This is a genomic window from Bradyrhizobium sp. I1.14.4, assembly GCF_050435825.1.
Taxonomy (GTDB): Bacteria; Pseudomonadota; Alphaproteobacteria; order Rhizobiales; family Xanthobacteraceae; genus Bradyrhizobium.
Genome location: NZ_JBNDLA010000015.1, coordinates 18,018 through 41,174 on the forward strand (window position 1 = coordinate 18,018; position 23,157 = coordinate 41,174).

Below are 23,157 nucleotides of genomic sequence, written 5' to 3' on the forward strand. Positions count from 1 at the left end.
GCACAAACCCTGTAATTTTAGGGGTCGGAAGCGACTTGACTTGAAAAAACACTGGAAAAATCCCTGATTCGGAGGCTGTCCACAGCGATATTGCTGTGGGGAGTACAGAAAACACTGTTTTTCTCGGCGTTTTCCGCCATATCGTGCCCACTCCAGAATCAATGGAGCAACCATGGCTACCCAACTGTCGAAGTCGCAAGTGATCGAGAAGATCGCGACCACCACCGAACTCTCCAAGCGCGACGTCAAGAACGTTTTGGACTCGCTCGTCGATGTCGGCCACAAGGAGCTGAAGAAGGCCGGGGTGTTCCTCGTCCCCGGCTTCGCGAAGTTCGTTGTGGTCAAGAAGCCTGCGACCAAGGCGCGCAAGGGCACCAACCCCTTCACCGGCGAAGAGATGATGTTCAAGGCCAAGCCGGCCCGGAAGATCGTCCGCGCACGGCCGGTCAAGGCCGCCAAGGACGCGGTTTGAGATGAGAGGCCTCCGGTAACGGAGGCCTTTTGCTTTTGAGCCGTTAGCCTGCCGCAGTAGGTTGCCTGCCCGCGAGAGTGTTCGAGCGAAATGGACACCGGCTCGCATGCGGAAACGCGCCAAAGCAACAGTCCAGAGCTCCGGTTCTGATTGAACCAGGACCGGAGTTCTAGACCACCGGCGATCGGCCACCATCGACATTGATGGCGGTACCGGTGACGTAGGAGCCTTGCTCCGATGCCAGGAAGCAGGCGAGGTTGGCGAACTCCTCCGCCGTACCGATGCGGCCGAGCGGAGTGCCCTTGGCAAGGCCCTTGGCGAATTCCGCGAAATCGGTGTTCGGCGCCTGAGAAGCGTGCCGCTTGACCCATTGATCGCTCATGATCAGGCCGACCAGCAGCGCATTCACCAGGATGTTGTGCTCGCCGCCTTCATTGGCCATGACCTTGGTCAGCGCCATGCCGGCGGCGCGCGACACCGAGGTCGGCGCCGAATTGCCGGCCGGCGCCTTGGCAAAGGTGTTGAGCACGTTGATGATGCGGCCCCATTTGCGCTGCTTCATGCCCGGCCATACCAGCCGGCTGAAGCGGATCGCGGCGAACAGCTTCAGGTCGAGGTCCTCCTGCCAGGCCTCGTCGCTGATGCTCTCGAAGGCCAGCGTGCGCGCCGTGCCCGCGTTGTTGACCAGCACGTCGATCTTGCCGACATCGGCGATGATCTGGTCGTGGGCCTTGCTGATATCGGCGGCCTTCGCGACGTCGCAGACATAATCGCGCACCACGAGGCCATCCTTGGCGAGCGCCTCGCGCGCCGCTGCGAGGTCGGCGGCGCCGCGGGCGAGGATCGCGACCCTGGCGCCGGATTCGGCAAACCGCCGCGCCACCGCGATCCCGATGCCCTTGCTGCCGCCGGTGACCACCGCGACGCGGTCCTTCATTGATAGGTTCATTGTTGTTCTCCCTGGGGCTGGCCCGGAGAGAACGCTATCAAACCGACAGCGCGACCAACAAGGTCATGCAGAGCAGGTGTGCCGTGACAATTATCGCGAGATGGAGCGGGCCGGACATCGGATATCTCCATTGTGATGCGCGGCAGGCACTCCGTGAGGTGAGCACCGCCGCTTGGCTCCCTACCCCTGAAAGGGGGAGGGCGGGGTGGGGGTTGCTCTCCGCGGACGCGGGCGTTCGCGGAGGCAGGATCCCACCCGGTTTGCTCTGCAACTTCACCTCCCCTTTTCAAGGGGAGGTGAGGTAACAGCGCGAGATCAGGCGCGGCCTAGTTCAAGCTCGCACTAGCGGTAAAACTGCGGTCGACGGCCTTGCCGACATCCAGCGTCTTGCCGAGGATGCCGTAGCGCGTGGCGCGGTCGGATGCGGCCTGCACTTCCTTCACCACGGCCTCGTCGATCGCGATCGGGGTCGTCTTCTGCGCGGTGTACGCGGCGAGCAGCACGTCCTCCGGCAGTTTTGTCAGTTCGGCCGTGTTCTTCGCGTATTCGGCGAGATGGTCGAGCGACCACAGCCGCGCCTTGTTCAGCCGCTGCACGAGGTCTTGCACCGCCGCGCGCTTGGTCGCGATCGCGTTGTCGGAGGCAACGATGAAGGTGATGGTCGGCGTCAGGCCCTCGCCGTCGGCGACGACGCGCGCGTTGTCCTTCAGCTTGGCATAGGAGACGTAAGGCTCCCACACCGCCCAGGCGTCGATCGAGCCGGCGAGCAGCGCGATCTTGGCGTCGACCGGACCGAGCGGGGCGAAGGTCGCGTCCTCGATCCTGCTGCCGGCCTTCTCCAGCGTCGCATTGATCAGAAACTGGCCCCAGCCGCCCCGCGTGCCGGCAAGGCGCTTGCCCTTCAGATCGGCCGCCGTCTTGATCGGCGAATCCCCGCGCACTAGAATCGTCTGGGTCCGTGCGTCGGAGCGCGTGCCGCCGATCGCCTTGATCGGCGCGCCCGCTCCATAGACCGTGAGGAAAGACAGGTCGCCGGTGTAGCCGACGTCGAGCGCGCCGGCATTGATCGCTTCCAGGATCGGCGCTGCGGCCGGAAATTCCGACCATTCGATCTTGTACGGCAGATCCTTGGCGAGACCGGAAATCTCGAGCAGCGAGCGGTTGCCGCCCTTCTGGTCGCCGACCCGCAGCACGATCGCATCCGTCGCGAAAGCCGCGGCCGATGTCGACAGCGCGATCACCGCCGTGATCAGCGCGGCCGCCGTGCGGCGTGTGAGAGTATAGGGAGAACCCGAGCGGGCCAGTTTTCGCATATGAATTTTCTTTCTGATTCATGCGCTGCGCGTCGGGAAGCGCGACAGCGTTCGATCAAGTCTATGAGTAAGCCGTTCGCCGTCAACGAAACGGAAAACTGAAATCAGCCCGCGCGCAGCAAGGATGATCTCGCCGAGCCGTCATGCGTAGAAGACATCGCGCAAGCTGCCCTCATTCGCTCAAATTTGGTGCAATCAATGCCCCTGCGTCGCACGTCTGCGCCGCGACGACAGCGAAAATCCTTTCATCGTCGCGCGCTGCGATCGTGGAGAGATCAGCTGCGGCGCCGACCACATTCGAAATTCCATTTCATTGACGATGAACTTGTCGCGCCGCATCATTTGCGCGTTGCTTTGAGTGCAATAGCGCCGGAGAAATCCGCTTTTTTCTGAACCATGAGCTTCGAACGACGAGGCGCGCAGACGGACACGTTTTGCGCGCGGGGCGGAGCCTCGCCGAAATGCAGGAGTGATGATGTCGACGGACTACAAGAAGACGGTGATGGATCGCCGCACTTTGCTGCGTGCGGGCGCAGCCGCGGCCTTTGCCGCACCGATCGGCGCCTATAGCGCGCAAGCCTTCGCGCCGCGCCCGATCACGCCGGCGATCGACTTCTCCGACTTTCCGATCTGCAAGGCCGCCTCCGATGCGCCGCCGCTCACGGGGGCGCCGCGCAAGCTGAAATTGTCCTGGAACGCCGGCGCGGTCTGCCTTGCGCCGTTGCCGGTCGCGATCGACCACGGCTTCTTCCAGAAGCAGAACCTCGACGTCGAGCTCGTCAACTATTCCGGTTCGACCGACCAGCTGTTGGAGGCGATCGCCACCGGCAAGAGCGACGCCGGGCTCGGCATGGCGCTGCGCTGGCTGAAGCCGCTCGAGCAGGGCTTTGACGTCAAGATCGCCGCCGGCACCCATGGCGGCTGCATGCGCGTCTTGACACGCACCAATTCCGGCGTCGACAAGCTCGCCGACCTCAAGGGCAAGATCGTCGCGGTCGGCGATCTCGGCGGGCCGGACAAGAACTTCTTCTCGATCCAGCTCTCCAAGCTCGGCATCGACCCGGTCAAGGACGTCGACTGGCGCGCCTATCCCGGCAACCTGCTCAATGTCGCGGTCGAGAAGGGCGAGGTCCAGGCCTTCCTGTCGTCGGATCCGCTGGCCTATCTCTGGCTGAAGGATGCGCAGTACAAGGAGGTCGCCTCCAACCTCGACGGCGAATATCGCGACAAGAGTTGCTGCATCGTCGGCCTGCGCGGCAGCCTGGTGCGGGAAGAGCCGCATGTCGCGCGCGCCATCACGCAAGCACTGCTCGACGCCGCGATGTTCACCTCGCAGAATCCCGACAAGGCGGCAAAGTCGTTCCAGCCCTATGCGCCGAAGGCGGCGAGCCTCGCCGATCTCGAGGCGATGGCGCGCTACCATACCCATCATCACCACCCCACCGGCGAGGTGCTCAAGCGCGAGCTCAAGGGCTACGCCGACGACCTGAAATCGGTGCAGGTGTTCAAGCAGAGCACCGACACGGCCAAATTCGCGGAGCGGATCTATGTCGACGTATTCAGTGTCTGATACGACGGCCGCGGCCGCGCCGCGCGCCGCGGTCACGTTCTCGAACCTCTCCGGCAGCTACGGTGTGGGGCTTGCGGCGAGCCTCGCCTGGCTCGCGTTCGGAGTGTCGTGCCTTTATTGGCCCGATGTCGGCGATTGGTCGCGGACGGAATCGCTGGGCATCGGCGCGATCGTCATCGCGGCCTTTATCCTGTTCGGCACGTTCAGCGCCGATTATCTTGGAAGCGCAGGCCAGGCGTTGCGCAAGCGCGCGCCGTGGCTGGTGGCGTTCGGCGCGTTCGTGACGCTGTGGGAGGTCGCCACCGCGAAATTCGCCTGGCTGCCGCTGCCGTTCTTTCCGCCGCCGCAGTCGATCCTCGAGGTCTATACCGACGATCTGCCAAAGCTGCTTGACAGTGTGTTCGCCTCGATCAAGCTGCAGCTTGGCGGCTACATCATCGGCGCGACTGTCGGCTTCATCACGGGCGTCTCGATCGGCTGGTCGCAGAAGATCGGCTACTGGGTGCATCCGGTGCTGCGCTTCATCGGCCCGCTGCCGGCCACCGCCTGGCTGCCGATCGCCTTCTTCACCTTCCCCTCGAGCTGGAGCGCCTCGACCTTCCTGATCGCGCTCGCCACCGGCTTCCCGGTGACCGTCTTGACCTGGTCGGGGGTGGCGAGCGTCAGCACCGCCTATTACGACGTCGCGCGTACGCTTGGCGCCAAGCCGTCGTTCCTGGTGCTGAAGGTCGCGATCCCCGCCGCGCTGCCGCACGTGTTCGTCGGCCTGTTCATGGGGCTCGGTTCGTCCTTTGCCGTGCTCGTGGTTGCCGAGATGATCGGGGTCAAGGCCGGGCTCGGCTGGTACCTGCAATGGGCGCAGGGCTGGGCGGCCTATGCCAACATGTATGCGGCGCTGATCGTGATGTCGCTGCTCTGCTCCGGCGCGATCACGCTGCTGTTCCGCACCCGCGACCGCGTGCTGGTCTGGCAGAAGGGTGTCGTCAAATGGTAGTGCAATCCGCCGCCGAGGCGATCACCTATCCCGCCGCCGGCGCCGAGCTCGACATCGAAGGCGTCAGCCACGCCTTTGATATCGACGGCGCTGTGCTGCCGGTGCTCGACAATGTGAACCTTGCGATCGCGCCGGGCGAGTTCGTCGCATTGCTCGGCCCGTCCGGCTGCGGCAAGTCGACCCTGCTGCGGCTGGTCGCGGGGCTGGAGAAGCCGCGCACCGGCGCGCTGCGCGAGGATGAGGTCCGCATCAGTGGCCCGCATCCGTCGCGCGTCGTCGTGTTCCAGGATCCGACGCTGTTTCCCTGGCGCTCGGTCTGGGACAATGTCGCGCTCGGGCTGGAGGCGCAGGGCATCCTGAAGACGCAGCGGCATCGGGTCGATGCGGTGATCGAGCTGGTCGGCCTGTCGTCGTTCCGTAATGCCTATCCGCACCAGCTCTCCGGCGGCATGGCGCAGCGTGTGGCGCTGGCGCGCGCGCTGGTCAACGATCCCAAGATTCTCGTGCTCGACGAGCCACTCGGCAAGCTCGACTCGCTGACGCGGATTGCGATGCAGTCCGAGCTCGTGGCGCTGTGGCAGCGCAAGGGCTTCACCACGCTGCTCGTCACCCATGACGTCGAGGAGGCGCTGGTGCTCGCCAACCGCGTCATCGTGCTGTCCGATCGTCCGGCGCGGATCAAGGCCGATATCGCCGTCGCCCGGCCATATCCCCGGCATCGCGGCGATCCCTATCTCGCCGAGCTGCGCAAGCAGATCCTCGGCCTGCTTGGACTGGAGGCGACATGGTGACGACCGCGGCGAGGGAGCTGCCGCGGGCGGACGAGCCTGAGCACATCGCGCGCGCGTTACGGCTCGCCGAGGTATTTGCCGCGCGTGCACCCGCGCATGATCGCGACGCCAGCTTTCCGTTCGAGAACTTCGCCGATCTTTCGCGCGAGGGCCTGCTGGCGCTGACCGTGCCCGCCGCGCTCGGCGGCGGCGGGGCGGGAGCGCGCGATGCCACGCGCGTGCTCGGCATCATCGGCAAGGCCGACCCGTCGACCGCGCTGGTGCTGTCGATGCATTACATCCAGCATCTGGTGATGGCGCGCAGCACGCGGTGGCCCACCCGGCTGTCGCGCAAGCTCGCAAAGGAAACGGTCGAGGGCGTGGCGCTGATCAACGCGTTGCGCGTCGAGCCCGAGCTCGGCTCGCCCGCGCGCGGCGGCCTGCCGGCGACAACCGCACGTCGCACCGAAACCGGCTGGCGGTTGACCGGCCGCAAGATCTATTCGACCGGCGCGCCGATCCTGAAATGGTATTCGGTCTGGGCGAAAACCGACGAGCCGGAGAGCCGTGTCGGATTGTTTCTGGTTCCCGCCGGTCTGCCGGGAACGCGGATCGAGGAGACCTGGGATCATCTCGGCCTGCGCGCCAGCGGCAGCCACACGTGATCTTCGACGACGTCGTGGTTCCGCTGGACTACGAGATCGACGTCCGCAAGCCCGACGACTGGAAAGTGCCTGACGTCACCCAGGCGACCGTGCATGCGATCTTCGTCGCCGCGATCTATGATGGCATTGCCCGCGCTGCCCGCGACTGGCTGGTCAAATTCCTGAAGGAGCGGGTGCCCGCCAATCTCGGCGCGCCGCTGGCGACGCTGCCGCGCATCCAGGAGGTTGTCGGCGGCATCGAGGCCCGTCTTGCCGTCAACGCCCGCCTGATCGATAGCTTCGCCGCCGATTTCGATAACGGCTTCCCGCTGTCCGCGATCGAGTCTAACATCATCAAGCTGACGGTGACCAATAACGCCGCAGCAGTGGTGGAGGATGCCTTGTCGCTGACCAGCAATCACGGCCTGTCGCGAACCAATCCGCTGGAGCGGCATTATCGCGACGTGCTGTGCGGCCGCGTCCATACCCCGCAAGATGATGCCACCCGTGTCTCCGCCGGACGTTCCGTGCTGGGCGTCTGAAAACAACAGCCAACAACAACGGAGTTATCAGTCATGCCGGTCGAGTTCATCGGCTTCATCACCAACAATAATGCCTCCGAGATCATCGTCCGCGCCGGCCCGGTGCTCGATCCGCCCTATATCGAGACCGTCGCCAAGGCCCATGAGCTCGCCGGCTTCGACCGGGCGCTGCTGGCGTTCCACTCGACCACGCCCGATGCATTGCAGGTTGCGCAGCACGTCCTCACCATCACCAAGCAGCTCAAGGTGATGATCGCGCAGCGGCCAGGCTTTACCGCACCGACGCTGCTGGCGCGCCAGCTTGCGACGCTGGATCAGTTCTATGGCGGCCGCGTCTCGCTGCACGTCATCACCGGCGGCAACGCGATCGAGCTGCGCCAGGACGGCAACACGCTCGACGACAAGGACGAGCGTTACGCGCGCACCAGCGAATTCCTCGACGTGGTGCGGCTGGAATGGACCAGCGAGAAGCCGTTCAACTACAGCGGCAAGTATTACAATGTCGAGAACGGTTTCTCGCAGGTGAAGCCGCAGAAGGGCGGCATCTACACCTTCGTCGGCGGCGGCTCGGACGCCGCGGTCGAGGTCGCGGGCAAGCACGCGGATACTTTTGCGCTGTGGGGTGAATCCTATGCGCAGGTGCGCGACGTCACCGCGCGGGTGCGCGCCGCTGCGGCCAGGCACGGGCGCCCGACGCCGCGCTTCAGCCTGTCGGTGCGGCCGATCCTGGCCGACACCGAGGAGAAGGCCTGGAAAAAGGCGGAAGATATCCTCGAGCGCGCCACCGCGTTGCAGGACCAGACCGGCTATCGCCGGCCCAATCACGCAACCGATGGCGCCAAGCGGCTGCTGGCGCTCGCCGATCAGGGCACGCGCATCGACAAGCGGCTGTGGACCGAGATCGCAAAGCTCACCGGCGCCAACAGCAACACCACGGCGCTGGTCGGTACGCCCGAGCAGGTTGCCGAGGTTTTCGCTGACTACTACGATCTCGGCGTCAGCCACTTCCTGATCCGCGGCTTCGATCCGCTGGTCGACGCCATCGACTATGGCCGCGAGCTGATCCCGCTGACGCGCAAGCTGATCGAAGCGCGCGACCAGCAGCGCGGGATCGCCGCCGAATGATCCGTCTCATCGTTGCGGCGGCGCTTGCGCTCGCCGCCATCGACGCAGCCTTCGCGCAGACCACGCTGCGCGTCGGCGACCAGAAGGGCAATTCGCAGGCCGTGATGGAAGCGGCCGCCGTGCTCAAGGACGTCCCGTACAAGATCGAATGGAAGGAATTCGCCGCGGCGGCGCCGCTGCTGGAGGCGCTTGGGGCAGGCGCGATCGACACCGGTCTGGTCGGCGACGCGCCGTTTACGTTCGCGGCCGCCGCCAAAATTCCGGTCAAGGCGATCGCGGCCGTGCGGCAGTCGCGCGAGGGGCTTGCGATCGTGGTGCCGGAGCATTCCGCCATCAAGAGCTTCGACGATCTGCGCGGCAAGAAGATCGCCACCGGCCGCGGCTCGATCGGCCATCAGCTGATCCTGGCGGCGCTGGAATCGAAGGGCTGGCAGCCGAGCGACGTGCAGATCGTGTTCCTCGCACCGTCGGATGCGAAGGTTGCCTACACGCAGGGCTCGGTCGATGCCTGGTCGACCTGGGAGCCCTATGTGAGCCAGGAGGAGGTGCTGTTCAAATCGCGCCGGATCATCACGGCCGATGGTATCACGGCCGGCCTTGGCTTCCAGGTCGCAACGCCCGACGCGATCAAGGACAAGCGCGCCGAGCTCGAGGATTTCGTGCGTCGCCTCGCGGCCGCGCGCGCATGGTCGCAGAACAATGTCGAGGGCTACGCTGCGACCTGGGGCAAATTGATGAACATCCCGCCGGCGGTGCCGCTGAACTGGCTGACGCGGGCCAAGATCCGCATCGCGCCGATCGACGACAGCGTGGTGGCCGACGAGCAAAAGACCATCGATCTCTACGACCGCTGGGGCCTGATCCGGCAGAAGATCAGCGCTGCCGACATTGTCGATCGCTCGTTCGCCGGAGCCGTGCAGAAGGGCGCCGGGCTGTAACTCGCGAACTCGGCTACACGGACCTCGCTCACTGTCATGGCCGGGCTTGTCCCGGCCATCCACGTCTTTCTTACCGTTGAAGCCCAAGACATGGATGCCCGGGACAAGCCCGGGCATGTCGAGTCGTGTGAAGCGGCGACGAGAAGGCACGCGGCCCGCCGCTAACGCATCCGTGATCGCCGAAACATCCGTTCGTCGTCGGGGCGCCCACCGGCAAGGATTTTCCCCGTTTGGCGCATTCCAAAACCGCAACGTTGCTATTTTCGCCGCAGCCTTGCCGCGCCCTCCGGCGCCGCCAACATCGAAAGCACGAACAAGAGTCCGGGAGACCACCATGGGCCTGCAACAAACTCGCATCGAGTCGCTGCCGTTTGTGACCGCTGAATTGAACTATCTCGCGCCGACGCCGGGCAAGCCCCGGACTTACGCTTTCGATCCGCCGCCCGGCGAACCCAAATCCACCGCGCTGCCCGAAGCCCACAATGTGCCGATCTTCGACGGGCGCCTGATCGCCGACAGTTTCTCGCTCGACCGCGAAGGCTTTGCGCTGGTCAAGCATCCGACCAGCGTGAAGGACTATTACGACGACAACGAAGTCCGCAACGTCTACTATCCGGCCGTCGAAGCCTTCCTGAAGGCGACGCTGAAGGCGGATCGTGTTTTCATCTTCGACCATACGGTGCGCAAGCGCGTCGAGGGTGCGGCTGATATCCGCGGCGGCGGCCCGCGCCAGCCCGCGACCCGCGTCCATGTCGACCAGACCGCCGTCTCCGGCCATAACCGCGTGTTCGAGCACCTTCCTGAAGAAGCCGAGCAACTCGTCAAGGGCCGCGTCCAGGTGATCAATCTGTGGCGCCCGATCCGCGGCCCCTTGCGCGATTCACCGCTTGCGATGGCTGACGGCAGCACGGTCGCGCCGGAGGATCTGATCGCCTCCGACCTGATCTATCCGAACCGCAGCGGCGAGACCTATTCGGTGAAGTACAATCCGAACCATCGCTGGTTCTACATCCCCGAGATGACGCCGGACGAGGCGATCCTGCTCAAATGCTACGACTCGGCGACCGACGGCCGCACGCGATTTGGCCCTCACACGGCGTTCGTCGATCCGACCACGCCGGCGGACGCCACGCCGCGCGAGAGCATCGAGCTGCGCACGCTGGTGTTCCATAGGCATTAGCCGCGACGCGCTCCCCACAAATTCGTCATGCCCGGGCTCGTCCCGGGCATCCACGTCTTCGGCTCCGCGTGAAGAAAGACGTGGATGGCCGGGACAAGCCCGGCCATGACGGTGCATGGAGCGCAGAAGGTCGCTCTGCCTCACAAGTTGGCACCACCAGCCCATTAATGTTACGCCCTCTCCTCAAACCGCTCGGGGAAGAGGCGATTCGTGGACGGCGTGGTGACGAAGGAAGAGGCGGGGATCGGTTTCCGCGCCCTGGTTCTTGCGCTTCTGGCATTGGCCTCTGGCCACATGCTGTCGACGCTGCTGCGGACCATTCCGGCGATCAGCCTCGATCTGATGGCGTCCGATTTCGGCACCTCGCCGCAGGCGCTGGCGAGCCTCACCTCGATCTATCATTTTTCCTTTGCTGCCTCGCAAATCCCGGTCGGCGCCGCGATGGACCGCTTCGGCGTGCGGCCGGTATCGCTGAGCCTGCTCGCCGGTACGGTGGTCGGAACGCTGGTCTCGGCGCTCGCCGCGGGTCCCGCGAGCTTTCTGCTCGGACAACTCATGCTCGGCATCGCGACCTCGGGCATGCTGATGTGTCCGATGACGCTGGCCGCCAAGCAGATGTCGGCGGCGAAGTTCGGCCTGTGGTCCGGCCTGATCCTCTCGATCGGCAATATCGGCATGCTGCTGTCGGCGAGCCCGCTGGCCTTCGTGGTCGACCAATTCGGCTGGCGTGCCGGCTTCTGGGTCTCGGCCGGCTTCGGCATCATTGTGCTGATCGCGGTGTTCGCGCTGGTGCCGCGGCAGCCTGCCGCGCACGCCGATGATTCCTCGCCGTTGCGGCAGATGGTCGAGGTGCTGCGGCTCGGCCTGTCGCGCGGCCTGCGCGGATTGATCGCGTTGTCGCTGGTGTCGCTCGGCGCGTCGCTGGTGCTGCGCGGCTTGTGGGGCGGGCCGTGGCTGATGGATGTGAAGGGCCTCAGCCGCATCGAGGCCGGCAATGTGCTCGGCTTGTTCACGGTGGCGATGATCGTCGGCCCGGCCTGCATCGGCGCTTTCGATCGCAGGTTCGGGCATCGCCGCACCATGGTGGCGGCGACCCACGCCATCGCCGCATTGCTGCTTGTGCTGATGGCGGCCGGCGCGCCGCATTTCCCGGTCTCGAACTTGCTCGGCGTTGCCGTGATGCCGTCGCAATACGACCTGGTGCTGCTGATCCTGATCGGACTCGCGACGTCGGCGCAGCCGCTGATCTACGGCATGACGCGGCAGCTGGTTGACGCCCAGAACACCGGCAAGGCGCTGTCGTCGGTCAATCTTGCGTTCTTCCTGGGCGCAGCTCTGCTGCAATCCAGCACCGCCGGCGTCGCGGCGCTGTTCGGCTTGCCCGCGGTGCTGCTGTTCATCGCCGGCGCCCTGGTGATCGGGATCGTGCTGTTCCTGATCTATACCAGACCTTAAATCGTCCGCGCCTGCTTGCGGATTTCGTCGGCAAGCGGTTTCAGGGCATCAAGCCCGCGTGGGCCCACGAGGCTATAGCCGGTGCCGCCGTCAGCCCAGGAGAGGCCGGCCACATCACTGCCCGAATGCGGGGCCATCGGTGCGTTCTTGTCTGACGTCATCGGACGGGTGAGGACCACGAGCCGGTCGCCGTGATCATCGTCGTACATGAACATGGCCGCAGGGCCGTGCGCGGTCGGCACCACGCGTCCGCCCATCAAACGATAGCCCGACTTGGTCAGGTCGGGCAGCCTGACCGGCTGTTGCAACCGGTTGGAAACCCACTGCACAAGCTCGGCGCTGTCGCGCAACTCGACCGGCCGTGTGCGATCGGAGGCGTACACCTTGTAGGAATCGCTTGCTTCTTCGGCGAGGGCCGCAAGCCCGCCGGCCGGCGCCAATGTTGCGCCGCGGATCATCCATCCGCCGAGGCCGCCGATCGAGAGCATCAGCATGGCCGCGATGGCCCAACGCAACGACGAGGGCCGGCGGCGTGGCCTCTCGATCATCCTGGCCAGGTTGAGCTGCGACGGCAGTGGCTCCTCGGTAATCGGCAGCAGTGCCGATCGCAAAAGGCTACGCTCATCGGCGTAGGCGGCTATGCGCTTGGCCACGTCTGGATGCCTCTCCAAATAGGCGCTGACTTCCGCCTCGCGTTCCGCTTCGAGCGCGCGATCCACAAAGGCATGCAGATCGTCTTCGGTAATGGGTCGGTTGCTCATGTCCTGTTCCGCAATTGCACGATATTATCATCCAGATCGCCGGGAATCCTCTCCAACTCGTGATGGAGCCTCTCGCGGGCGCGCGCGAGGCGCGACATCACCGTGCCAACAGGCACACCGAGCACCTTCGCGGCATCGGCATAGGACAAATCCTCGACGCCGATGAGCAGGAGCACTGCACGCTGGTCATGCGGAAGCTTTGCGAGCTTCGCCATGACGTCGCGATACATCACCTTCTGCTCCTGTGCCGCTTCCTGACCGAACGCATCCTCGTTGGTTTCGTCGATCGCGACATGGACGCCGCGCACCGTTGCGCGGCGAAACTGGTTGATGGCGAGGTTATGAAGGATCGCGAACAGCCACGGGCGCGGATTGTCCGACCGTCGCTGCTCCCAGTGAATCACGGCACGTTCCAGGCAGTCCTGCACCAGGTCGTCGGCCGCCGCGTGGTCGCGGACCAGGGCCCGCGCATATCGCCGCAAGGCCGGTATCAGCGGCTCGACCAGGCGCAGCATGTCGTTCATGGCGTTTGCACCTGCATGACCGCGCCGAGCTTGGCCGGTTCGCCAAGAGCGATGACGAGATAGCGTCGTTCGGCCTTGGCCGCGCTCTGCACGATCTGCCGGATCGGACCGGCGGCGTTGACGATAGCGGAGCCGGCGGGATTGGTCATGAAGGCCGCGAGAGGCTGCACAGATCCCGTCCCATCGGCATGTTCGGCCAATCCTAGCACGTAGCGCTGCTTGGGTTCGAGCCCGGTCACCGATGCCTGCATCACCTGGATCAGCCCCTGGTCGAACAGCGAGACGCTGGTCGTCGGCGGCTTCTCGCTCCTGGCATCGTTCTTCGGCGCGAGCGCGAGGTGGGCGGCCTGGCCGGCGACGCCGAGAGCCTGCAGGTTCTGATGGTCATCAGCATTTGGCGCGGCGTTCGGCACATACGCGATCGCCTGCGGCGCCTGGCCGATCGGGATGTTGGCGATCACCTTGTTGGTCGCGGTGTCGATCGCGGTCAGCGCGTCAGCGTTTTCAAGGCCGACATAGATCCGCGTGCCGTCGCCGGACGGCCAGATGCCGTGCGGGAGGTTGCCGACGGGAATGGTCGCGACCAGCGAGAAGTCATCGGTTCGAAACACCTTGACCTCGTTGGTGCCGCCGACCGTCACATAGGCGAAGATCCCCTTGGGTGTCCTGGCGAAATTAACGTGGTTGGTAATCGGGCCGGTGTCGATGGTCTTGATCGGGTTGAACGGCGGTTTTGCGTTGAAGACCTGGGTCTTGCCGACATCCTTCAGCGTGAACCACACCTGCTCGCCGTCGGGCGTGGCCGCGATGTTCGGGCAGAACGGGCTTTCCTGCTTCACCTTGGCGACGATCTGATGGTCGGCCACCGAGACCACGTCGGTCTCTGGATTGAAGGACGAGCAGATGTAGCCGTACTTGCCGTCGGGCGAGAAGATCTGCATGCCGGGACCCGGCGGCACTTCGATGCGCGCGGTTTCCTTGAAGCTCTGTGCGTCGATCACCGAGATGTAGTTCTCGCCGCGCACGGTGACTCATACTTCCTTGCCGTCGGGCGTGAAGAAGGCTTCGTGCGGTGAGCGCCCGACGTAGGTGACGTGCTTGACGGTGTTGGTCGCGGTGTCAATGAAGCTGACCGAATTCGAGCCGATCGAGACGATGGCCAAGGTGTGGTGGTCGGGCGAATAGCCCATGCCGTGGACCAGCACCTGCCCCTTGTAGAGCGGGCTGAAATTACCGGGCTGCGGGTCGCCGAGCCGGATCACGCCGAGGAGCTTGTTGTCGACCGGGTCGGTGACCGACACCGTGTTCGAGAACTGCTCGGCGGCGTAGACGCGGTCGTGATGGCTGATCGGAATGTCGGGCGAGGATGCCGCGCCCGGCGCCTGTCCGGCGAAGGCGGAACTCGACAGCGCCAGCACGGTCGTGGCCAGCAGGCTCTTCAGGATATGACGGTGCATCGCTCGAGACTCCTAGTTCTTCATTCCGCGGGACATGTTCATATGATCGTGCGCGGCGGGCGCCGGGCCCGGCTGCGTCGGGGCGGGCGCGGATGCGGTCACCGGCTCTCCGATCGCGAGCTTCATGGCGTCGATCTCCTGGCGCTGCTCGACGATGATCTCCTGCGCGATCCGGCGCAGCTGCTCGTTCTTGCCGTAACGGAGTTCGATCACGGCCATGTCGATCGCGCCCTGATGATGCGGCGCCATCATCGCGACGAAGTCGCGATCGATATCGCCGCTCGGCTTGGCTGCCATGTCGTTCATCATCTTGGTCATCGCGGCATCGTTTTCCGCGAGGAAGGCGCTCTCTTCGGCCGTCTGCACGGTCTGCGCCTGATGATGGTCGTCATGCGCGTACGCCGCCGCCGCGGCGGCAAAGGCGAGCAGGAAGGCCGCGCCGATTTGCGCGAGGCCGGGTCTGGGGAATCGAGGTCGCATTTGCGTTCACCCTGGGAGTTGTCGGGGAAGCCCGAACGGTCCGGCCTTGGGGCCGGCTTGCATGGGTGGGACGCAGCGGCGTGAGTTCTATTCCGTCGCAGGGGCGAAGATTCCTGTCGATCACGACTTGCTGATCGACGGAATACTCCGTTTGGCCGAACCCGCCGATTTTGCGATCGGCAAGCCTCTGGCTATAAGAAGGAATTCCGGTTCCGGTCGACCGGTTCCTCAATCCTCTCTGCGCCATCCGGGCGCCAAGAAGGCCACGATGTCCGCCAAGATCGATCCGATCACCCGCTCCGTCGTCCAGCACCGTCTGTCGTCGATCGTGAAGGAGATGGGCGAAGCCATGCTTCGCACCTCCTATTCGCAGATCCTCAATTCCAGCCGCGATTTCTCGCTCGCGATCTGCGACACCAGCGGGCGGCTGATCGCACAGGCCGATCACATCCCGGTTCATGTCGGCGCCCTGCCGTGGGCGACGCTCGCGGTCGAGGAACGGTTCAAGGATGTCGCGCCGGGCGACGTCATCCTGCTCAACGATCCCTATCAGGGCGGCAGTCATCTGCCCGATCTTACCGCCTTTGTGCCGGTATTCGACGGCGGCAAGCGGCTGCTCTGGACCATCGTGCGCGCACATCAGAGCGACATCGGCGGCGCCACCCACGGCGCCTACAATCCTGCCGCGACGGAGATCTTTCAGGAAGGCATTCGCATTCCGCCGATCAAGCTTTACGAGGCCGGCAAGCCGCGAGAGGACCTGCTCGACCTGCTGGCTTTGAACATTCGCAACCCCCGCGAATTCCGCGGCGACCTCGCCGCGATGCTCGGCGCCGCGCATCTCGGCGAGCGGCGCGTCGCAAAACTGTTCAGCGAGTTCGGTGCGGAGACCGTCGAAGCCGCGATCGAGGCGATCCTCGATGCCACCGAGCAGCAGACCCGTGCGGTGGTGTCGACCTGGAAGGACGGCGTGTTCCATGGCGAAGCCCTGCTCGACGATGACGGCCACGGCCGCACCGACATCAAGATCGCCGCCAAGGTGACGAAAAAGGGCAGTGACATCGAGGTCGATCTCACCGGCTCCGATCCGCAGTCGACGAGTTTCGTCAATTCCTCGCACGCCAATATGCAAGCCGCGGTCGCGATGGCCTTTGCCTATCTGATCGACGCCGATATCCCCAAGAACTCCGGCGCGCTGCGACCGCTGAAGGTGGTGGCGAAGCAGGGCACCATCGTGTGGGCTGACCCGGGCCGTCCGGTGACGCTGTGCACCAGCCATCCCTCGAACGAGATCGTCGAAGCCATCATCAAGGCAATGTCGGCCTCTTGCCCGGACCGCGTGATGGGTGGATGGGGCCGCAGGTTCCGGATCGCGATCCAGGGCGAGGATCCGCGCAACGGGCGCAACTTCATCTGGCACATGTTCCAGGCGCGGCCCGGCGGCGGCGCCTCGATCGGCGGCGACGGCTATTCTTCGATCGGCGAATGGCACACGGTCGGCGGGCTCAAATTCGGCAGCATCGAGGTCGCCGAAGTGCGCTTTCCGCTGGATTTCCGCCAGCACGAGTTCCGGCCGGATTCCGGCGGCGACGGCCAGCATCGCGGCGGCCTCGGCGTCGCGCTCGACATGGTGCTGGAGACGCGAAAGCCCGCCAAGGGCAACACCGCTGGCGACGGCGCGCGGCATGGCCCGTGCGGCATGCTCGGCGGCAAGGACGGCGAGCCGCATCATTACCGGCTGTTGTCGGATGGCCGCGAGCCGCGCGTCCTGAAGACCAAGGAGGTCGGCATCGAGCTTCGCCCTGGCGATTGCCTCGAGATCCGCTCCTCCGGTGGCGGCGGCTGGGGGCCGCCCGAGAAGCGATCGGCGGAGGCGCGGGCGCGCGACGTCGCGCAGGGCTTGGTTTCAAAAGCAGTGTAGGGAAGCGATGTATACGATTGGGGTCGACGTCGGCGGCACCTACACCGACCTGGTTGCGACTGATCAAACCGGGCGCACCGTTTTCGCGAAATCGCCGTCCACGCCGGCCGATCAGTCGATCGGCGTCATGGCGGGACTGGAAGAGCTGGCACGCCGCCTCGGGGTGACGCGCACTGCGATGCTCGCCGCGACCGATCGCCTGGTGCATGGCACGACGGTTGCGACCAATGCGCTGCTGGAGCGCAAGGGCGCCAGGGTTGCGCTGCTGACCACCGAGGGCCATCGCGACGTCGTCGAGATGCGCGAAGGGCTGAAGCCGGATCGCTACGATCTGCGCACGCCGCCCCCCGAGCCGCTGGTGCCGCGCGAGCGCCGCTTCGGCGTGCGCGAGCGGCTGAAGGCCGACGGCAGCGCCGCGGTTGCGCTCGATGCCGTCGCGCTCGGCGATATCGTCGCCGAGGTGAAACGATCAGGCGCGAACTCGGTCGCGGTGTGTTTCCTGCACGCCTATCTCAACCCGGCGCATGAACTGGCCGCGGTCGAGCGGCTCGCGAAAGAGCTGCCCGATGTCAGCGTGTCGCGCTCGAGCGACGTGTTGCCGCAGATCAAGGAATACGAGCGCGTCTCGACCACGATCGTGAACGCCTATGTCGAGCCCACTGTGCGGCGCTATCTCACCAATCTGGAGCGGAGCCTGCATGAGGACGGCTTTGCGGGCTCGCTGTTCGTCGTGCTGTCGCATGGCGGCATGGCGCCGGTGGAGGAAGCCTCGCGGCTCGCCGCGGGCACGGTGCTGTCGGGCCCGGCCGGCGGCATCTCCGGCAGCCGCCGCTGTGCCGAGATGCTGGGGATTCCCGATCTCGTGCCATTCGACATGGGCGGCACCTCGACCGACATCTCGCTGATCTCCGATGGCCAGGCCTCGCTGTCGGCCGACGGCATGCTCGCCGGGCAGCGCATCGCGTTGCGCAGCCTCGACATCGCCAGTATCGCGGCCGGCGGCGGCTCGATTGCAAGCGTCGACGGCAGCCGCACGCTGCGGGTCGGGCCGGAGAGCGCGGGCTCGGTGCCGGGCCCGGCGTGCTACGGCAATGGCGGCTCTACTGCCACCGTCACCGACGCCAATGTCGTGCTCGGCTATCTCGATGCCGCGGCCTTCATGGGCGGTGCGCGGCCGCTCGATCGCGCGGCATCGGAAGCCGCCGTCGACCGGATCGCCGAAGCGCTCGAGCTGTCGCGGATCGAGGCTGCGGCGGGCATCTACAAGATGATCAATCTGAAGATGGCCGACGGCATCCGCCTGATGACGCTGCGCCGCGGCGTCGATCCCCGCAAATTCGCACTGCTCAGCTTTGGTGGCGCGGCCGGCATGCATGCCGCCGAAGTCGCGCGGGAACTCGAGATCAGGCGCATCATCGTGCCGACGGTTGCCTCCGTGCTGTCGGCCTGGGGCATGCTGACCAGCGATTTGCGCTACGAGGTGAGCCGCACCCATTACGGCACGGGCCGGATTTCCGCAGCCGAGGTGCGGGCGCTGTTCGCCGCCCTGGAAGAGCAGGCCGCCGGCCGGCTGCGCGACTGGTTCAAGGGCGACATCGCGATCGAGCGCTCGGCCGAGATGCGCTATGGCGAACAGGTGTTCGAGATCGATGTGCCGCTCGGCGACCTCGATCTCGGCGCCGCCGATCTGGTCGCGCAGATCGAGGAGCGCTTCCATCGCCGTCACGAGGAACTCTACACCTATGCCTCGCGCGGGCAGGAGGTGGTGTTCGTCAACGCCCGCGTCGCCGCGGTCGGCAAGGTCGCGCCTGGCGGCAGTGATGCCGGCAAGGCCGCGTCGGCCGCGCCCTGCGCGCCGCGCAGCAGGCGGCAGGCTTGGCTCGGCGCCTGGCGCGAGGTGCCGGTCTATGCGCTCGACGATCTCAAGCCCGGGCACTCACTGGCCGGCCCCGCTGTGATCGAGGCTGAGACCACGACGGTCCTGGTCGATAGCGGCGACCGCGTCGCGGTCAACCCGCTGGGCTGGCTCGACATAACATTGCGCTGAGATCCGCCTCCGCCATCAACATTTCATTTTTCCGGCGTTGGCTTGGGCGGTAAGGTCGGGTCGCTCGGGAGGAGCGCTGGTTGCGTGCCGGCGTTTGTGGCGATGTTGATGCAAACAAAAAGACAAACTGCGCTTTCGATCGTCCTCGTCCTTGCAGCGATGCTCGCGGTGGTGCCGTTGCGCGCGCAGCAGGCGCCGGAAGCAACCGACGGCGAGATCCGCGTCGGCAATGTCATGCCGTACACCGGACCGCTCGCCGCGTTCGCGACCATCGGGCGAGCGGAGGCAGCCTACTTCGATATGATCAATGAGCATGGCGGCATCAACGGCCGCAAGGTCAGGTTCGTTTCGGTCGACGACAGCTCCAATCCGAAGACCGCGATGGAGCAGACCCGCGATCTCGTCGAGAAGCAGGACGTGCTCCTGATGTTCGGATCGTTCGGCACGCCGAGCAACCTCGCCGTGCGAAAATACCTCAACGAGAAGATGGTCCCGCAGCTGTTCGTTGCTTCCGGCGACGAGGCGTGGGCGCATCCCACAACCTTTCCCTGGACCATGGGCTGGCAGCCGACCTTCCGCGCCGAGGGGCGGATCTACGCCAACTACATCCAGGCTGCCTATCCCTCCCGCAAGATCGCGGTGCTCTGGCAGAACGATCAGTTCGGCCGCGACCTGTTCAAGGGGTTGCAGGAAGGGCTTGGCGATACCGCCGGCATGATCGTCGCCGATCTCGCTTTCGATGCGTCGGAGACCGCGATCCAGAACCAGATCGGAATCCTGAAAGGCTCCGGCGCCGACATCCTGGTGTTTGACGGCGCGCCGGCGATCGCAGCGCGCGCGATCCGCGTTGCCGCCGACCTCGACTGGCATCCGGTGTTCATCCTCGACAATGCGTCGGCCTCGATCGCCAGCGCGTTGCGGCCGGCTGGCCTGCAGAACTCGCTCGGCGTGATCTCGACCTCGTTCCTGAAGGACGCCGGCGATGCCGCCTGGAAGAACGACCCGCAGATCAAGGCGTGGCTCGCTTTCATGGACAAGTATTACCCCGACGGCGACAAGGACGACATCTACGCCGTGTTCGGCTATGCCGCCGCGGATACGCTGATGCAGGTGCTGCGCCAGTGCGGCGACGACCTGTCGCGCGAGAACATCATGCGGCAGGCTGCCTCGCTGAAGGACTACCAGAGCCCGATCGCGCTGCCGGGGATTGTCATCAACACCGGGCCGAAGGATTTCCGCCCGATCAAGCAGATGCGGCTGGTGCAGTTCGACGGCAACGCCTGGCAGCCGATCGGTGACGTGATCGAGAGCGCGTTCACGTCGGTGCGGGACGATAATTGAGGGTGCGACGGTAGGGGTTATGCGTCGTCCCGGCGAAGGCCGGGACGACAGTCGTCGCAATAACCGCTACTTCTTCAGCCCGTAATTCAGCAGCCCGCCCTTGTTCTTCGGCGGATGCGCGCGCAGGCCTTCCTCGTTCGGCTCGGTGCCCCAGCCCGGACGATCCGGGATCACGAGATGGCCGTCGATAAACTCAGGCACGTGGGTGAACAGCTCGTGGTCCCAGGCCAGGCGATCGATGTCGGTCTCCATGATCCTCAGGTTCGGCACCGCCGCGCAGAAGTGCGCATTCATCATGGTGCAGAGATGGCCGTAGAAATTATGCGGCGCGACGTTGACCTCGAAATGCTCCGCGGCAGCGGCGATCTTCATCGACTGCCACACCCCGTTCCACGGCGTGTCGATGATCGCGACGTCCATCGCCTGCTCGGTGAAGTAGGGCAGGAATTCGCGCAAGCCCAGCAGCGTCTCGCAGGACGAGATCGGGTGCGGGCTCTGGCGGCGGATGTAGCCGAGCGCCTGCGGGTTGAAGGTGTCGATCTCGACCCAGAACATGTCCATCTTCTCGATCGCGCGCAGGATCTTGAGATAGCCTTCGGTCTTGGCGTTGAAGTTGAGGTCGAGCAGCAGATCGACATCCGGCCCCGCGCCGTCGCGGATCGCCTCCAGATGCGTGCAGAGATTGCGCAGCACGGTGCGGTCGACATTGATCTCGGGCTGGAACGGCGAGCCGAAGCCGGGGCGCCAGCCCACCGGCTTGCCGTCGGTGTAGACGAAGATATTGGTCTTCATCGCCGAGAATTTCTTCTCGCGCACCTCGGCCCCGATCGCCTTGACGCCGTCGAGATCGGTGATGGCCGGCTTGTACCAGTCGGGATGATTGATGCGCCAGGTCGCGCAATGCGACCAGTAGACCCGCACGCGGTCGCGGATCTTGCCGCCGAGCAGGTCGTAGCAGGGCACGCCGAGCGCCTTGGCCTTGACGTCGAGCAGCGCGTTCTCGATCGCCCCGAGCGCCAGCGCCACCACGCCGCCGGCGGCGGGGCGCGTTGCGGCGAACAGCTCGACATGGATGCGCTCATGCTCGAACGCGTTCTTGCCGATCACCCGCGCCGACAGCCGCTCGATCGCGGCCGTCACGCCGGGCGCGCCAAAGCCCTCGTCATATTCGCTCCAGCCGACCAGCCCGTCAGTGGTCGTTACCTTGACGAAGTGATAATTCCGCCAGCCGGCATCGCAGGCGAGCGTCTCGACGCTTTTGATCGTGGTTGATTTACTCATGGTTTCCCGCCCGGCTTTTGTTGATGTTGAGCAAGTTCAACAACGGATCGACGGACGCGTCAATTCGCGCCAGGGCAAGGCGACAATGCGGATGGCTGGGGCCTCGCGATCAAGGCCGGAACAGCGTCGGCCGCTGACGTTCGAATGTCTTGCGGCCGCGCCTGAAGCCCATGAGCATGTCGGGCAGTTCGGCGATCGCGTTGATTCCGCTGTCGGTATCGAGCACGACGATGTCGGCGGGGTTGCCGACTGCGATGCCGTAGTCCTTCAAATTCATCAGCTGCGCCGGCAGGTCGGTGACGAGATCGAGGCAGACATCGAACTCGCCGATCCCGGCATGCGCCGCGTTGGCATAGAGATTGGCCATCCGCAGCAGCGATGCGTCGCCGAACGGCGTGAACGGGTTCTGCACATTGTTGGTGGCAACCGAGCACAGCACGCCACTGGCGACGAGCCGATGCGCGGCCGTGAGCCCGCGCGGGGCGTTGTGCGTCGCGTCGCGGCCCATCAGATAGAGGTCGGTCGCGGGCAGCACGGTGACCGCGACGCCGGCTTCGGCGAGGCGCGCGCTCGCCGCCTTCAGGCTATCGGGGGGCAGTGCGGACAGTTTTGTGGCGTGCCCGATCGCGACGCGGCCGTGATAGTTGCGCTGCTCGGTTTGCCGGCAGACCTCCTCCATGTGCCACCAGGAGGGATCGAGGTCGAAATCGAGATGGAGGTCGACATCGATGTTGAACCCCTGCGCGAGGTCGAAGATGCGCGCGATATGCGCGTTCGGATCGGTATCGACATAGGGGCAGCCGCCGATCGCCTCGGCGCCGTCGCGGAGCGCCGCCACCAGCAACTCATCTGCGCCGGGATCATTGGTCAGGCCCTCCTGCGGGAAGACACAAAGAGAGAGATCGATCGCCCAGGCATAGTCGCGCTTCAGCGCCTTCACCGCCTCGAAGCCGCGCAGCCCGATCCGCGGGTCGATCTCGACATGGGTCCGCATCCGCGTCGTGCCTGCCGTGATCGCGCGCTCGATCACCTTGGCGCCACGGGCATAAACGTCCTCGATCGTGAAGTCGCGCTTCATCGCCGCCACCGCGCGGATAGCGTCAGCGACGCTGGCATGGTCGTGGCCGCAGCGGCCGAGCAGGCAGGCCTTGTCGAGATGGATATGGGTGTCGACGAAACCAGGCAGCGCCAGCCGCCCGCCCAGATCGATCTCGACTGCCTCGCAGGCAAGGTGCGGCGCGATCGCGGCGATCCTGCCGTCGGCGATGCCGATATCGACCGTGGCGGCAGAGCTGCGCGTCGCGGCATGACGGAAGACCAGGTCGAAGGCGGGTTTCGCAATCATCGGAGAGGAGACATCAGGTTAGCTTCAGCCTAGCGGAAGGACAGGGAA

18 protein-coding genes and 2 pseudogenes are annotated in these 23,157 nt (G+C 65.3%); 12 read left to right on the plus strand and 8 right to left on the minus strand.

Features of this window, described 5'->3' with window-relative positions; all coding sequences use genetic code 11:
- The first annotated feature begins 172 nt into the window (after nt 1–172).
- Entirely contained in the window at nt 173–472 is a 300-nt protein-coding gene (locus tag ABIB78_RS25850; RefSeq protein WP_021077434.1) for an HU family DNA-binding protein, read from the plus strand.
- Between the two features lie 169 nt (nt 473–641).
- Here the strand turns inward: ABIB78_RS25850 and ABIB78_RS25855 are convergent, their stop codons facing one another.
- Together ABIB78_RS25855 and ABIB78_RS25860 are read right to left on the minus strand one after the other, a co-directional pair.
- Complete coding sequence (locus tag ABIB78_RS25855) at nt 642–1,421, minus strand: SDR family oxidoreductase (RefSeq protein ID WP_429029417.1); 780 nt, start codon at nt 1,419–1,421, stop codon at nt 642–644.
- Nucleotides 1,422–1,747: 326 nt separating this feature from the next.
- Entirely contained in the window at nt 1,748–2,734 is a 987-nt protein-coding gene (locus tag ABIB78_RS25860) for an ABC transporter substrate-binding protein (RefSeq protein ID WP_429029418.1), read from the minus strand.
- A gap of 472 nt (nt 2,735–3,206) precedes the next feature.
- Between ABIB78_RS25860 and ABIB78_RS25865 the strand changes: the two genes are divergently transcribed.
- The 8 genes and pseudogenes from ABIB78_RS25865 (at nt 3,207) to ABIB78_RS25900 (ending at nt 11,952) form a co-directional block, all read left to right on the plus strand.
- The gene (locus ABIB78_RS25865) at nt 3,207–4,304 is read left to right on the plus strand and encodes an ABC transporter substrate-binding protein (RefSeq protein WP_429029419.1); all 1,098 of its coding nucleotides are present in this window, start codon (nt 3,207–3,209) and stop codon (nt 4,302–4,304) included.
- Nucleotides 4,282–5,298: an ABC transporter permease gene (locus tag ABIB78_RS25870; RefSeq protein WP_429029420.1), complete on the plus strand. Its 1,017-nt coding sequence runs from the start codon at nt 4,282–4,284 to the stop codon at nt 5,296–5,298. Before ABIB78_RS25865 ends, ABIB78_RS25870 begins: the two co-directional genes overlap by 23 nt.
- Complete coding sequence (locus tag ABIB78_RS25875) at nt 5,292–6,089, plus strand: ABC transporter ATP-binding protein (protein ID WP_429029421.1); 798 nt, start codon at nt 5,292–5,294, stop codon at nt 6,087–6,089. Before ABIB78_RS25870 ends, ABIB78_RS25875 begins: the two co-directional genes overlap by 7 nt.
- A pseudogene (locus ABIB78_RS25880) lies at nt 6,083–7,254 on the plus strand (acyl-CoA dehydrogenase family protein). The gene ABIB78_RS25875 and the pseudogene ABIB78_RS25880 overlap by 7 nt, the downstream one beginning before the upstream one ends.
- Before the next feature lie 33 nt (nt 7,255–7,287).
- A complete protein-coding gene (locus tag ABIB78_RS25885; RefSeq protein ID WP_429029422.1) occupies nt 7,288–8,379 on the plus strand; it encodes an LLM class flavin-dependent oxidoreductase in 1,092 nt (363 codons plus the stop codon).
- The gene (locus tag ABIB78_RS25890; RefSeq protein WP_429029423.1) at nt 8,376–9,317 is read left to right on the plus strand and encodes an ABC transporter substrate-binding protein; all 942 of its coding nucleotides are present in this window, start codon (nt 8,376–8,378) and stop codon (nt 9,315–9,317) included. The genes ABIB78_RS25885 and ABIB78_RS25890 overlap by 4 nt, the downstream gene beginning before the upstream one ends.
- Before the next feature lie 334 nt (nt 9,318–9,651).
- A complete protein-coding gene (locus ABIB78_RS25895) occupies nt 9,652–10,497 on the plus strand; it encodes a CmcJ/NvfI family oxidoreductase (RefSeq protein WP_429029424.1) in 846 nt (281 codons plus the stop codon).
- Nucleotides 10,498–10,716: 219 nt separating this feature from the next.
- Nucleotides 10,717–11,952: an MFS transporter gene (locus ABIB78_RS25900; RefSeq protein ID WP_429029517.1), complete on the plus strand. Its 1,236-nt coding sequence runs from the start codon at nt 10,717–10,719 to the stop codon at nt 11,950–11,952.
- Here ABIB78_RS25900 and ABIB78_RS25905 read toward each other — a convergent pair.
- The 4 genes and pseudogenes from ABIB78_RS25905 to ABIB78_RS25920 all read right to left on the minus strand — a co-directional run bounded on the left by ABIB78_RS25905 (nt 11,949) and on the right by ABIB78_RS25920 (nt 15,174).
- Nucleotides 11,949–12,713, minus strand: a complete 765-nt coding sequence (locus ABIB78_RS25905; protein ID WP_429029425.1) for an anti-sigma factor family protein — start codon at nt 12,711–12,713, stop codon at nt 11,949–11,951. The genes ABIB78_RS25900 and ABIB78_RS25905 overlap by 4 nt on opposite strands.
- On the minus strand, nt 12,710–13,237 hold the full coding sequence (locus ABIB78_RS25910) for an RNA polymerase sigma factor (RefSeq protein WP_429029426.1): 528 nt from the start codon (nt 13,235–13,237) through the stop codon (nt 12,710–12,712). Before ABIB78_RS25910 ends, ABIB78_RS25905 begins: the two co-directional genes overlap by 4 nt.
- Nucleotides 13,234–14,694, minus strand: a pseudogene (locus tag ABIB78_RS25915) (YncE family protein). Before ABIB78_RS25915 ends, ABIB78_RS25910 begins: the two are co-directional and overlap by 4 nt.
- A gap of 12 nt (nt 14,695–14,706) precedes the next feature.
- Complete coding sequence (locus tag ABIB78_RS25920; protein ID WP_429029427.1) at nt 14,707–15,174, minus strand: DUF305 domain-containing protein; 468 nt, start codon at nt 15,172–15,174, stop codon at nt 14,707–14,709.
- A gap of 61 nt (nt 15,175–15,235) precedes the next feature.
- Between ABIB78_RS25920 and ABIB78_RS25925 the strand changes: the two genes are divergently transcribed.
- From ABIB78_RS25925 to ABIB78_RS25935, 3 genes are all read left to right on the plus strand, one after another.
- Nucleotides 15,236–17,095 (plus strand): hydantoinase B/oxoprolinase family protein, encoded by a 1,860-nt coding sequence (locus ABIB78_RS25925; protein ID WP_429029428.1) that lies wholly within the window; start codon nt 15,236–15,238, stop codon nt 17,093–17,095.
- Between the two features lie 7 nt (nt 17,096–17,102).
- Nucleotides 17,103–19,142, plus strand: coding sequence for a hydantoinase/oxoprolinase family protein (locus ABIB78_RS25930; RefSeq protein ID WP_429029429.1), 2,040 nt, complete (start codon nt 17,103–17,105; stop codon nt 19,140–19,142).
- A gap of 108 nt (nt 19,143–19,250) precedes the next feature.
- Nucleotides 19,251–20,483, plus strand: a complete 1,233-nt coding sequence (locus ABIB78_RS25935) for an ABC transporter substrate-binding protein (protein WP_429029430.1) — start codon at nt 19,251–19,253, stop codon at nt 20,481–20,483.
- A gap of 66 nt (nt 20,484–20,549) precedes the next feature.
- Here the strand turns inward: ABIB78_RS25935 and ABIB78_RS25940 are convergent, their stop codons facing one another.
- Nucleotides 20,550–21,764 carry a mandelate racemase/muconate lactonizing enzyme family protein gene (locus ABIB78_RS25940; RefSeq protein WP_429029431.1) on the minus strand — a complete coding sequence of 405 codons (1,215 nt, stop codon included), beginning with the start codon at nt 21,762–21,764 and terminating at the stop codon, nt 20,550–20,552.
- 109 nt (nt 21,765–21,873) lie between these two features.
- On the minus strand, nt 21,874–23,109 hold the full coding sequence (locus tag ABIB78_RS25945; RefSeq protein ID WP_429029432.1) for an amidohydrolase family protein: 1,236 nt from the start codon (nt 23,107–23,109) through the stop codon (nt 21,874–21,876).
- Nucleotides 23,110–23,157 lie beyond the last annotated feature (48 nt).